Consider the following 12,043-nt stretch of genomic DNA (forward strand, 5'->3'; position numbering starts at 1 on the left):
ATAAAGAATGAATATTATAATTACCGGAGCAAGCAGTGGAATTGGTTTTGAAACTGCATTGGAATTTAGTTTGCAAAAAGAGAATAAGATTGTCGCTATCGCCCGCACTGCAGAAAAACTACGAAAGCTTTTAGAAATAGCAAGAGGCATAAACCCTGATTGTACACTTTTACCTGTCGAATTTGATATCGTTAATGACGATTATGCCGCATTGGTTCCATTTTTAAAGGAAAGATTGGGCCATGTAGATATTCTGATTAACAATGCCGGCGCCTTAATTAATAAGCCTTTTTTAGAAACGACAGAAAACGACCTTGGCGAAATGCTTCAAAGCAACGTAGTATCACACTTCAGGATGATCCAGAATATTTTGCCAATGATGCAAAGCGGAAGCCATATTGTTAATATTGGAAGTATGGGCGGCTTTCAGGGCAGCGTAAAATTTCCCGGATTATCGGCATATTCTGCCAGTAAGGCTGCATTACATACCTTAACAGAATGTTTGGCTTTCGAATTGGCTGAAACCGGAATCAAAATAAATTGTTTAGCTTTAGGATCTGCTCAAACCGAAATGCTTGAAGCTGCTTTCCCAGGTTACCAAAGCCCGATTATGGCCTTTGAAATGGGTAAATATATTGCGGATTTCGCTAAAACAGGACATAAATTTTTTAATGGAAAAATTTTACCGGTTGCCGTTACAACTCCTTAGTAAAGCTTGAAGTGATTCTCGATTAATTAATATTTTGTAAAATAAATTTCATTTCATTTATCAATAAAATTTTTATTACTTAGTAGGAGTTTCCCTATTACTAAATCTAACAAACTAAAAACTAAATTAATATATGGAAACAAACAAAAACTTCACTACAACCGATAATGGCAAAACTGCTGGTATCGTAAGTTATTTTACAATCATTGGTTGGTTAATTGCCTACTTTGCACTCCACAAAGATAACAAGACTGAACTGGGTAGTTATCAATTAAGACAGACATTACTTTTTGCAATTGTATCTACTGTATTAGGATGGGGATTAGCCATTTTGTTAACAGTTTTAATTGTATCTACCAACATTGCATCACTAGGTATCATCGGAACTATTGTTCAAATTGGTCTTTTTGTGCTTTGGATTATCGGTTTAATTGGTGCAATTAATGGTCAGAAGAAACCGATTCCTCTAATTGGCGAGAAAGCACAAACCATGTTCCCTGGAATTTAATTAAGATTCATAATTCATTAAAAAGCTCAAGTACACCAACTTGAGCTTTTTTGTTTTAACAGGTTTTCCACATTTTGAGGTGCCTTAAATAATTTTTCTATCTTTGGCACCAACATATGAAGAAAATAATCATTCCAATTCTGTTTTTCATTTTGTCTGCAACTGCAGGAAAAGCCCAAACACTAATACCAGCACAATACCAGGAAATGGTAAAAAAACTGGTAGCCAATCTTCCAAAAGAGGCTAAATCAACCATCAATCACGATCAGGAAACCAAATCAGAAACTTTAATAGATTTTGCCAAAAGTATGTTGGGCATTCGTTACAGATATGCCACGAGCAATCCAAAATTAGGTTTTGATTGTTCGGGTTTTGTAAGTTATGTTTTCAGCAACTTCGGCTTCAAAGTTCCACGTTCATCTCGCGAATTTAGTGGTGCTGGAAAAGAAACATCTTTAGAGAATGCAAAGGTTGGCGATGTACTCATTTTTACTGGCAGTAATAGTAAAGTGAGAAGAATTGGCCATGTTGGCATTGTTTATTCTATTGATTCAGATGGAATTAAGTTTATTCATGCTTCATCAGGAAAAGCGCATAGTGTAACCATCACTGAACTTGATGGTCATTATAGAAACCGGTTTATGAAGATTGTAAGTATTTTGTAGCTTACTTTTTCAAGTATTTCCACATTCTAGGTTTACCTTCTGCAATCCATTCCATTGCATTATCCAAGCGTTTCAATTTAGTAGTTTCCGTTTTGGCTTCCTCCAGCCAGTTAACGTATTCGCGTTTGTTTGATTCGCTAAAGTTTTGAAATACACCCATGGCAATTGGATCTTCCTGTAATGCATCTAGAAAATAAGCAGGTACAATAAGAGTTGGTTTATCGTTAGCTTTCGGTTTTGGCGGAAGTTTAATTCCATCTTCATTTAACTGAATCGCTTGTTGAATATAAGCGATCAGTACTTCATCAGGAGGTAAATCCTTAAAAGATTTAATCTTCCCTAATGAGCCCATTGCATTCTCGTGTTTTTCAAAAAGATTATATTCATCTTTCATCAACGAACCTTTCCAGAATCCGAATGCGCAATGATTCTTGAATGAAGCCATGTGACAAACCGATCCTTTCAATTCGAAAAATGGCATGCTCCATTTCATTTTTTCTTCAATTCGGGCATCTGCCTTATGTACCAAATTTCTTAGGTGATCTAAAATTGGAATGGCAAATTCTGCCGAATTTATAATGTACTGGTCAACTTGAACAATGGTGTGCATAATTTTTGTTTTGGTCTACTAAATTTAAAGCAAAACTACTTTTAAAGCAAACTCAACCTCTCCCCGTAACAAATAGCTTTGAGCAAGTTGATGAAGCTCTCGTTCTCTATTGGTTGCATCTCCAATGGTAGCATCTAATATTTCTTTCACTTCAGGATGATTCGAAATCAAATCAATATCTTCTTCATTTGGTAGGGTTTCGATATTCCCCAACATTCCTAAATCATTACCAGTTAATACTTTTGATAAGCGTACTGATTTTGGTAACTGATCTACCCCAACGCCTAATTTAGCCAATGGTTTCGCTACTTTGAATAAATTACTTTCGGTTACCCGGCAATACCAATCGCCGCCTAAGCGAGCAACTAAATCTATTTTTTTCTGGTCGATTTTACCGTTTTCATCTAAAATGTTTTCATTGATGTGAATAAGCTTTACCTCTGCTAAAATCAAATTTCCTGCACCGTGAGTTTCGCCCAAAGGGATAACCTGATTTACCACACATTCAAACTGAACAGGTGCTTCTGCAACTCTTGGCGGAGCCACTACATCGGATTTCAGCATGGTAAAACCAGCTTTATCAAATTCGTTAACACCTTTTCCATATTCTGTACTGGCCAAACTCATTTGCTGTACCATATCGTAATTCACAATATTGATGACACACTCCTTTACTTCCAAAACGTTTTCCAAGGTATGTTTTGTTGTGTTATCACGCACTCGTCTTGCTGGCGAAAAAACACAAATCGGTGGCTTTGTGCTAAACATATTGAAAAAGCTAAACGGACTTAGATTGATATTTCCTTCAGGATCAATGGTTGATGCAAAGCAAATTGGTCGTGGGGCGATAGCATATTGCAGGTAATCCTGTAATTGAACGGCAGACAGGTCGGAGGTTTTTAGGGTTAGCAAAGCTTTATGATTAAAAGTTTGAATTAATGTGGTTAGAAATTAATTATTGGTCGTTATAAATCTTAAATTAGATAGGTCGTCCTTGCGAGGCACGAAGCAATCTCATTAAGTTTATTAATCAAATGAGATTGCTTCAATCGATGAAGAATCGATTTCGCAATGACGGACAATAAATGTAAATTATTGCTCGCTTAAATATCCTGCATTTGGTTTGTGATAATTTGATAACACCACCAAATCTCGGCTATTTCTTCAACCCCAATATCGAAAATTCAGTTTCTGCTTTTGTAATGGTATTAGTTAGCGCACCTAAGCCAGTAATTTCCATTTCTACCACATCTCCAGCTTGGAGCCATTGCGTTTTATAGTTTGGGTCATTTAGTAAACCCGTTCCATTCAGTTCGAGAAAACAACCAGTACCAACTGTTCCAGATCCAATTACATCGCCTGGCAAAATATCTACACCATAAGCACAGCGTTCGATAATTTCGGCAAATGTCCAATCCATATCCGCAGCATTGCCTTTCGATACTTCGATTCCATTTACTCTACAAGTCATTTTTAAATCGTAAGCATTCCCCGTGTGGCCATCTTTAGCAGAAACTTTATATTGCTCCAGTTCATCGGGAGTAACCAACCAAGGACCGATAACAGTAGAAAAATCTTTTCCCTTTGCTGGGCCAAGATTCAACAGCATCTCTTCCATTTGTAAGGTGCGGGCGCTCATATCGTTCATCACCATATAACCAGCAATGTATTCGTCGGCTTCTGCTGCCTTTATATTCCTTCCTTTTTTACCAATTACAATTGCCAATTCCAATTCAAAATCAAGCTTTTCAAAATGATCTGGCATACATTCTATTTCGCCTGTTCCCTGTATTGCATTATGATTGGTAAAATAAAAGATTGGATATTCATCAAATTGTGGAATCATATCAACTTTGCGGTTTCGGCGGGCTGCCGCTACATGTTGTCTGAATGCATATCCATCTCTGCAACTGGTTGGGTGAGGAACCGGAGCTAAAATTTCGTAAAAAATTTCTTCCTTAGCTGATAGGCTACCATCTTTAATTTGTAAATCAACCTTTTTTGCACGTTCCATCAGCACCTCTCCGCCCTGCAAAAATTCATTCATTGTGTCAGGAAGAAGTTTATCGCAACTGTTTAAATTATAAATGTGGCCATCTATAAATAAGCCTAAATGCTCTCTGTCTTCAGTTTTATAACTTACTAATTTCATATAAATTTGGTTAAAATACGTGGTAAAGCTAGTGATTTAGGGCAGGAAATAAAACATGAACAAACTTATTTCAGTTCGGTGTATTTCTGTAAATCGGTTTTGATCAAAGGAAAATCCTTTGCTTCAAGCTTTTTGTAAAATCTTTTATTGGCAAACAATTCACCAGTTAACAAACCCAACGAAACACCGATTGGAATACCAACAAAAATTAACACGAATGACTCTAAAGTATCAGGACTTTCTATCGCAAAAGCAAAAAGAACCAGTGCACTTGCTATCGCAATTGGCGCCACAATTCCCCTTCTGTGAATATACAGCCTGCTAATTTTTTCGGCGCTTAACTTGCTGGTATCGCCATTACTTTTCACCAAAATAAGTTGGGTATCTTCTGCTGCATAAAAAAAACCGCGATGCCTTTTACCGCTATGCTCAAAAATTTTAATCTTATACTTCCATTTTTTCTGTGCTGAAACAGTAAAACAAATGATAAGGCAAAGTGAGAGTGTTAGGAGAAATTTCATTTCAATATTGGTTAGAATTAAATATAAAGAAATTTAATCTTAAAAATAAAATCATTACTTTAGCACCATCAAAACCATGATTTTAAAAGCATTACATATCAATTTAGTGAACGACGCCATTGCTGCACGTCGCTATAAAATGCTATCTAAATTAATCATGGCTCAATATTCTCTATAATTCTGAGCATTATTCTATTAATTGAAACGCCTTCGCGTTTTGATTGTTTATTCTTTTAGATTTTATTTCTAACCTAAAATATACATTATGCCTGTTTATCATAAATTGGGGCAAATACCTGCAAAGCGCCACACGGTTTTTCGTAAACCTGACGGAAACCTTTATGCGGAAGAATTGGTTTCAACCGAAGGTTTTTCGAGTTTGTACTCGCTTGTTTATCATTGCCACCCACCTACCATTGTTAAGCATCTAGGCGATCCTTATAGCGTAGAGCCTATAATTGCAAGAGAAAAACATTTAAAACATACCAGTTTAATCGGTTTCAATATTAAGCCAGAGGATGACTTTTTGAAAAGTAGGAAAGCTGTTTTAGTAAATAGCGACTTACACATTGTATTGGCTGCTCCCCGTAAATCAATGACAGATTATTTTTATAAAAATAGTCAGGCTGATGAGATGATTTTTGTACACGAAGGATCGGGTAAACTGAAAACTGGTTTTGGAGAAATTAAATTTGGTTATGGCGATTACCTTATTATTCCAAGAGGAACAATTTACCAAATGGAATTTGACACTGAGCAAAACAGATTGTTTATCGTTGAAAGCTTTAGTCCGCTGAGGCCGCCAAAAAGATACCTGAATCAATATGGCCAATTAATGGAACATTCGCCGTATTGCGAACGCGATTTAAGATTGCCCGAAAATTTGCAAACGCATGATGAATACGGAAATTTTAAAGTATTGATTAAAAAACAAGGATTAATTTATCCTTACACTTACGGTACACATCCTTTTGATTATGTTGGGTGGGATGGATATCATTACCCATACGCTTTCTCTATTCATGATTTTGAACCTATAACTGGCCGCTTACACCAACCTCCTCCGGTTCATCAAACTTTCGAGGGACATAATTTTGTGGTTTGTTCATTTGTTCCACGCAAATATGATTACCATCCAGATTCGATTCCAGCGCCTTATAACCACAGCAACGTAGATAGCGACGAAGTTTTATACTACGTTGATGGCGATTTTATGAGTAGAAAAAGTGTGGTAAAAGGACAGATTACTTTGCATCCAGGGGGAATTCCTCATGGTCCACATCCCGGAACGGTTGAAAAATCAATAGGAAAAGAAAAAACAGATGAACTTGCTGTAATGATCGACCCTTTTAAACCACTAATGCTTACACAAGATGCTTTAGACATTGAGGATGAGAATTATCACAAAAGCTGGCAGATAAATGTGGAATAAATTTGTCGGAGGAGATCAAATCAAAATACGACAATCTTAAACATCTTGATACTAAATACTTGATACTAAAAATATGGAAACACTAACATTCGCAGAAAAAATATCTAAAGCACAGGATTTTCTGCCAATTAATGGAACAGATTATATAGAATTTTATGTGGGCAATGCTAAACAAGCCGCTCATTATTACAAAACTGCATTTGGCTTTCAAAGCTTAGCTTATGCAGGTCCAGAAACAGGTGTTCGTGATCGGGCCTCGTATGTTTTGCAACAAGGAAAAATCAGGTTGATTTTAACCACTGCCTTGAAATCCGATCATCCGATTTCGGAGCACGTAAAAAAACATGGCGATGGCGTTAAAGTTTTGGCGCTTTGGGTTGATGATGCTTACAGTGCCTTTGAAGAAACAACAAAACGAGGTGCAAAAGTATATATGGAACCGAAAACCTTAACCGATGAAAACGGCGAAGTGAGAATGAGTGGAATATACACTTATGGCGAAACGGTACACATGTTCATCGAACGGAAAAATTACAATGGTACTTTTATGCCTGGTTATCGTGTTTGGGAAAGCGATTATCAACCTGCAGATGCCGGCCTATTGTACATCGATCACTGTGTAGGTAATGTAGGTTGGAACCGTATGAATGAGGCAGTGCAGTGGTACGAAGACGTAATGGGTTTTGTAAATATTCTTTCTTTTGATGATAAGCAAATCAATACAGAATATTCTGCTTTGATGAGTAAAGTGATGAGCAATGGAAATGGTTTTTCGAAATTCCCAATTAACGAACCCGCAGAAGGCAAAAAGAAATCGCAAATTGAAGAGTATTTAGAATATTATGAAGGCGAAGGTGTTCAGCATATTGCTGTAGCTACTAAAGATATTGTTGCAACGGTTAAAGAATTAAAGTCTCGTGGTGTGGAGTTTTTAAGTGCTCCGCCAGAAGCGTATTACGATATGATGCCTCAACGGGTGGGTAAAATTGATGAGGAAATCTCTTTGTTGGAAAGCTTGGGTATTTTGGTAGATTGTGATGAAGAAGGATATTTATTGCAAATATTTACTAAACCTGTAGAAGATCGCCCGACACTTTTCTTTGAAATTATTCAGCGTAAAGGCGCACAAAGTTTTGGTGCAGGAAATTTTAAAGCTTTGTTCGAATCATTGGAACGTGAGCAGGAATTGAGGGGAAATTTGTAAATAACTACAATAATATCGTTTTTGCGAGACACGAAGCAATATACATTAGCGTGAGATTGCTTTTTGCCTCGCAAAAACGATTTCTTAATTTGCTAAAGCACCTCGCCCAAATGCTTATAATTTGATTTTATCGTATCAAAAACCTCAGTCATTTTTCCACCAAGCATTAACTTCGTCATCGATTCGGTCATCCCTTTTATTTGTGCCCATTCAATTTTCGGAGGCATAGCCAAAGCATTGGGGTTGGTCATAATATTCAGCAATACAGGACCGCTTTCACTTAATGCGTTACTAATTGCAGTTTCTACTTCTTCAGGTTTAGAAACGGTTATACCCTTAAAACCCATTGCCTGTGCAACTAAGGCAAAATCTGGATTTACCATATCTGTTTCATTATCCGGTAAACCATCAACTTCCATTTCTAATTTAACCATTCCCAATGCTCTATTATTAAAAACAATGAGTTTAATGGGTAAATGATACTGTTTAATAGTTGCTAAATCGCCAAGAAGCATAGATAAACCACCATCACCGCAAAGCGCAATCACTTGTTTATCAGGATGTGCTAATGCTGCACCAATTGCCATTGGCATTGCATTTGCCATTGAACCGTGATTAAAAGAGCCCAGCATTTTTCTTTCTCCAGTTCCATCAATAAAACGAGCACCCCAAACACAGCACATTCCTGTATCTACAGTAAAAATCGCATCATGAGCAGCTAAACGATTGATCGTTTCGGCAACAAATTCGGGCTGAATTTTATTTTCCTCACCTTGATCTTTAACATAAACCTGTTGATTTTCCTTTACCTTTTCATAAAATTCAAGTTGCGATTTTAAAAATTTATCGTCTTTTTTCTCTTCCAATAAAGGCAATAATGCACGAATAGAATCTGCAACATCACCACATAAGCCCATTGTTAATTTCGCCCTTCTGCCCAAACGCTCCGGACTTTCATCGATCTGAATAATTTTATTTTTTACGGGCATAAAGTTCACATAAGGAAAATCCGTTCCCAAAAGCAGCACAACATCGGCTTCATGCATCGCATGGTATCCGGAAGGCTGTCCTAATAGTCCAGTCATACCTACAACAAATGGATTATTGTGCTGAATACCCATTTTCCCACGGAAAGAGAACCCGACAGGTGCTTTCAATCTTGAAGCCAGCTCTACTACTTCATCATGTGCATCTGCAGCACCAATTCCGCAGTAAATCATCACTTTTTTCTCTTCATTCAGCAAATCGGCTAAAGCTTGAAGTTCTTCATCCGCAGGGCGGATAACTGGTTTATTTCTGAATAATTGCATAGCAGTAACGCTTTCTATAGCATCCATCTCAGCTACATCACCAGGCAAACCAAACACCGAAACACCTTTTTTATGTATAGCATGCTGAATAGCCGTTTGAAACATTCTTGGCGCCTGTTCTGCTGTGGTAGCAACCTGATTGTAATAACTACAATCGTCGAAGAGTTTGATGGTATTGGTTTCCTGAAAGAACTCAGTTCCAAATTCTCCTGTTGGAATGGTAGAAGCAATGGCTATTACCGGAACATGAGAGCGATGAGCATCATAAAGGCCATTTATTAAATGAACATGTCCCGGCCCACAACTACCTGCACAACAAGCAATACCATCCAATTCGGCCTCAGCAGCAGCAGCAAATGCGCCAACTTCCTCATTCCGAACATGTATCCATTTTATTTTGCCATTTCTGCGAACCGCATCATTGAAATAATTCAAACTATCGCCGGTAACTGCATAAACTCTTTTAACACCAACTTCAACCAGCATTTCTACCAATTGTTCTGCCACATTTTTTGCCATGAAAGTATTTTTGATTAGTCAACACCACGATGATATTGATATCATATAAATACTTGAAGCAGAAATTTTGTTTTAAACTATTGAGGAAAGTACAGATTCTGACTTAGCTAAGACGCTAGCTAAAACATTTATCGTCTTACAGGTTTTCTTCACTAAAACTTCATAAATGAAATGCACCTTTGATATAACAAAATACGAAGCGATTTCTTTTTTGTTAAATTCTAAAAACTCATAATTAGTTTTTTAGTTTTCCGGTTACCCTTATCTGATACCTCATGTATTGCAAAATACATGAGGTTTTTTTATTTATTCAGCACTTTCTTTAAGCATTTGATAAAGGTCTGTTGCGCCACCATCGAACTTTGTTCCGTTAACATAAAATGATGGCGTACCATTTACACCGCTTCTTACGCCACTTTCAAAATCATTATCAACTTTTTCTTTTACTTCACTGGAAGTAAAATCTTGCTGAAATTTTTCAATATCCAAACCAATAGTTTCTGCCAGCTCTGCAAATAAGCTTTCATCTAAACGGTATTGATTTTCATATAATGCATCATGCATTTCCCAAAATTTATTTTGTAATGCTGCTGCTTCTGCAGCGGCGGCAGCAGAAAAAGCAAATTGATGAGCTTCTTGTAATGGAAAATTCCGAAAAATAAATTTAATCTGATCTCCAAAAGTATCTTCAATTTCTTTAACAATAGGATAGGCGTCGCCACAATACGGGCATTGGTAATCGCCAAATTCTACGATAGTGATTGCAGCATTATCAGCGCCTTGCGAATGATCTTTGCTGTTTACATCGGGTTTTAAGTTGCTCATATTATTTTTTATCCAGTTCTTCTAATGCATCCAAAATTCCATCGGCGCCTGGATTAACCGCAGTTGGCGATAAATAACTCCAGGCAATGTTCCCTTCTTTATCAATTACAAAAAGTGCTCGTTTACTTTCTCCTACTTCATCATCATAAACACCGTAAGCTTTTGATACGGCTCCTTTAGGTTCAAAATCTGCCAGCAATGGAAAATGTAATTTCCTATCCTTTTCAAAAGCCAAATGACACCAAACACTATCAACCGAAATACCAAAAATCTGCGCATCATGTTTGCCAAAATATTTAAGCATTTCGTTATAAAGCGCCATTTGATCACTGCAAACTGGACTCCAATCTGCCGGATAAAATGCCAGGATTACATTTTTACCGAGAAAATCTTTGAGTTTAATCTTTTGATCGGGAGTAGCATTCAGTTCAAAATCTGGTGCTTTCGTACCTTTTTCTAACATATTTATGAAGTTTAAATATTAATATTTTCTAGTGTAACAGCTTGAGATGCCAGTTGTTTGATGCACAAATTTATCGCCTATCCTAATTTTTGCCTTTTTATCAGGTAAGATTGAAGAATGGGATAAAAGCCTTGATTGATATCAGCATCGATCAAATCGATTTTATATTGCGCACATTTTAAAGCAATCTGTTGGCGATATTCGGAAACTGCATTGATATAATTTTCTCTAACCTGGTTGGTATGAACCTTAATGGTATCGCCAGTTTCCATATCAATAAACTGGTACGGACGATTTTCAAATTCAAAATTTACTTCTTTCGATTGATCAACCACATTGAAAACAACCACCTCATGTTTATTAAATTTTAAGTGTTGAAGTGCATCGAAAAACTGATCTGTTTTTTCATCACTGGTTTGCGTGTTAAACAAATCGCTAAAAATAATCACCAGTGAGCGTTTATGAATCAATTCTGCAACCTGATGCAGCGCTTCACTAATATTGGTTTGCGCATTGACTTTTGGATTCTGTAAAAGCGCTTCAAGCTGCGTAAACAAATACTTTTGATGTACATTGGTTGATTTGGCAGGCGAGTTGAGCAAAATTTCATCGGTAAATAAACTTAATCCAAATGCATCCCGTTGTTTTTTGAGCAAATACATAAGCGATGCAGTTGCCTGAATGGCAAAAGTAAGTTTGTTGTTTTTTGGCTCGGGAAAGTACATAGACGAAGAAACATCGATTACAAACTGGCAACGCAAATTAGTTTCTTCCTCAAAACGTTTGCTATAAAGTTTATCTGTTTTGGCGTAAAGTTTCCAATCGATATTTTTAACATTATCGCCACTATTGTACTGCCTGTGTTCGGCAAACTCTACCGAAAAACCATGGAATGGACTTTTATGTAAACCTGTAATAAAACCTTCAACCACCTGTTGTGCCAACAATTCGAGATTGCCGAAGCTGGTTTCATTTTCGTAATTCACAGTCTGCATAACGTAAAGCTAATAAAAGATTAATGAAATAAAAGCTGGTTAGTACATTCTCTTAAACTAAACCAATTGATGATTTGGAAAGCACAGACAGTGACCTTAAAGTAAAAGCAGTCCCGCCCCCGCTTCTGCC

At 36.9% G+C, this 12,043-nt stretch carries 13 protein-coding genes; 5 read left to right on the forward strand and 8 right to left on the reverse strand.

The genetic code is table 11. The annotated features are described in order from the left end of the window. Positions 1-7 precede the first annotated feature (7 nt). The 3 genes from LUA91_RS17090 to LUA91_RS17100 all read left to right on the forward strand — a co-directional run bounded on the left by LUA91_RS17090 (position 8) and on the right by LUA91_RS17100 (position 1,882). Positions 8-709 (forward strand): SDR family oxidoreductase, encoded by a 702-nt coding sequence (locus LUA91_RS17090; protein ID WP_231427321.1) that lies wholly within the window; start codon positions 8-10, stop codon positions 707-709. A gap of 133 nt (positions 710-842) precedes the next feature. Beyond that, entirely contained in the window at positions 843-1,217 is a 375-nt protein-coding gene (locus tag LUA91_RS17095) for a DUF4870 domain-containing protein (protein WP_231427322.1), read from the forward strand. Positions 1,218-1,333: 116 nt separating this feature from the next. After that, positions 1,334-1,882, forward strand: coding sequence for a C40 family peptidase (locus tag LUA91_RS17100; protein WP_231427323.1), 549 nt, complete (start codon positions 1,334-1,336; stop codon positions 1,880-1,882). Between the two features lies 1 nt (position 1,883). Here the strand turns inward: LUA91_RS17100 and LUA91_RS17105 are convergent, their stop codons facing one another. The 4 genes from LUA91_RS17105 to LUA91_RS17120 form a co-directional block, all read right to left on the reverse strand. Further along, the gene (locus tag LUA91_RS17105; protein WP_231427324.1) at positions 1,884-2,492 is read right to left on the reverse strand and encodes a YdeI family protein; all 609 of its coding nucleotides are present in this window, start codon (positions 2,490-2,492) and stop codon (positions 1,884-1,886) included. Positions 2,493-2,516: 24 nt separating this feature from the next. After that, the gene (locus tag LUA91_RS17110) at positions 2,517-3,404 is read right to left on the reverse strand and encodes a flavin reductase family protein (protein ID WP_231427325.1); all 888 of its coding nucleotides are present in this window, start codon (positions 3,402-3,404) and stop codon (positions 2,517-2,519) included. A 244-nt stretch (positions 3,405-3,648) separates the two neighbouring features. Continuing rightward, a complete protein-coding gene (locus LUA91_RS17115) occupies positions 3,649-4,644 on the reverse strand; it encodes a fumarylacetoacetate hydrolase family protein (RefSeq protein WP_231427326.1) in 996 nt (331 codons plus the stop codon). Between the two features lie 65 nt (positions 4,645-4,709). Beyond that, complete coding sequence (locus LUA91_RS17120) at positions 4,710-5,165, reverse strand: hypothetical protein (RefSeq protein ID WP_231427327.1); 456 nt, start codon at positions 5,163-5,165, stop codon at positions 4,710-4,712. Positions 5,166-5,430: 265 nt separating this feature from the next. On the opposite strand from LUA91_RS17120, the gene LUA91_RS17125 reads away from it, so the two are divergent. Both LUA91_RS17125 and hppD read left to right on the forward strand, forming a co-directional pair. Continuing rightward, positions 5,431-6,597 carry a homogentisate 1,2-dioxygenase gene (locus LUA91_RS17125; protein WP_231427328.1) on the forward strand — a complete coding sequence of 389 codons (1,167 nt, stop codon included), beginning with the start codon at positions 5,431-5,433 and terminating at the stop codon, positions 6,595-6,597. Positions 6,598-6,670: 73 nt separating this feature from the next. Next, complete coding sequence (gene hppD, locus LUA91_RS17130) at positions 6,671-7,801, forward strand: 4-hydroxyphenylpyruvate dioxygenase (RefSeq protein ID WP_231427329.1); 1,131 nt, start codon at positions 6,671-6,673, stop codon at positions 7,799-7,801. Positions 7,802-7,893: 92 nt separating this feature from the next. On the opposite strand, the gene LUA91_RS17135 is transcribed toward hppD, so the two are convergent. The 4 genes from LUA91_RS17135 to LUA91_RS17150 form a co-directional block, all read right to left on the reverse strand. Continuing rightward, entirely contained in the window at positions 7,894-9,630 is a 1,737-nt protein-coding gene (locus LUA91_RS17135) for a thiamine pyrophosphate-dependent enzyme (RefSeq protein ID WP_231427330.1), read from the reverse strand. Positions 9,631-9,936: 306 nt separating this feature from the next. Next, a complete protein-coding gene (locus LUA91_RS17140; protein WP_231427331.1) occupies positions 9,937-10,455 on the reverse strand; it encodes a thioredoxin domain-containing protein in 519 nt (172 codons plus the stop codon). A 1-nt stretch (position 10,456) separates the two neighbouring features. After that, entirely contained in the window at positions 10,457-10,918 is a 462-nt protein-coding gene (locus tag LUA91_RS17145) for a redoxin domain-containing protein (RefSeq protein WP_231427332.1), read from the reverse strand. A 77-nt stretch (positions 10,919-10,995) separates the two neighbouring features. Further along, on the reverse strand, positions 10,996-11,913 hold the full coding sequence (locus LUA91_RS17150; RefSeq protein ID WP_231427333.1) for a DUF58 domain-containing protein: 918 nt from the start codon (positions 11,911-11,913) through the stop codon (positions 10,996-10,998). Positions 11,914-12,043: the final 130 nt, after the last annotated feature.

The sequence above is a fragment of the Pedobacter sp. Leaf250 genome (assembly GCF_920984735.1).
Classification (GTDB): domain Bacteria; phylum Bacteroidota; class Bacteroidia; order Sphingobacteriales; family Sphingobacteriaceae; genus Pedobacter.

Bases quoted from the DNA above. Each gene is read 5' to 3' on its own strand.
- LUA91_RS17135 (WP_231427330.1), bottom strand. From the start codon at position 9,630: ATGGCAAAAAATGTGGCAGAACAATTGGTAGAAATGCTGGTTGAAGTT.
- LUA91_RS17115 (WP_231427326.1), bottom strand. From the start codon at position 4,644: ATGAAATTAGTAAGTTATAAAACTGAAGACAGAGAGCATTTAGGCTTA.
- LUA91_RS17090 (WP_231427321.1), top strand. From the start codon at position 8: ATGAATATTATAATTACCGGAGCAAGCAGTGGAATTGGTTTTGAAACT.
- LUA91_RS17145 (WP_231427332.1), bottom strand. From the start codon at position 10,918: ATGTTAGAAAAAGGTACGAAAGCACCAGATTTTGAACTGAATGCTACT.
- LUA91_RS17105 (WP_231427324.1), bottom strand. From the start codon at position 2,492: ATGCACACCATTGTTCAAGTTGACCAGTACATTATAAATTCGGCAGAA.
- LUA91_RS17150 (WP_231427333.1), bottom strand. From the start codon at position 11,913: ATGCAGACTGTGAATTACGAAAATGAAACCAGCTTCGGCAATCTCGAA.
- LUA91_RS17120 (WP_231427327.1), bottom strand. From the start codon at position 5,165: ATGAAATTTCTCCTAACACTCTCACTTTGCCTTATCATTTGTTTTACT.
- LUA91_RS17100 (WP_231427323.1), top strand. From the start codon at position 1,334: ATGAAGAAAATAATCATTCCAATTCTGTTTTTCATTTTGTCTGCAACT.
- LUA91_RS17095 (WP_231427322.1), top strand. From the start codon at position 843: ATGGAAACAAACAAAAACTTCACTACAACCGATAATGGCAAAACTGCT.
- LUA91_RS17125 (WP_231427328.1), top strand. From the start codon at position 5,431: ATGCCTGTTTATCATAAATTGGGGCAAATACCTGCAAAGCGCCACACG.
- LUA91_RS17140 (WP_231427331.1), bottom strand. From the start codon at position 10,455: ATGAGCAACTTAAAACCCGATGTAAACAGCAAAGATCATTCGCAAGGC.
- hppD (WP_231427329.1), top strand. From the start codon at position 6,671: ATGGAAACACTAACATTCGCAGAAAAAATATCTAAAGCACAGGATTTT.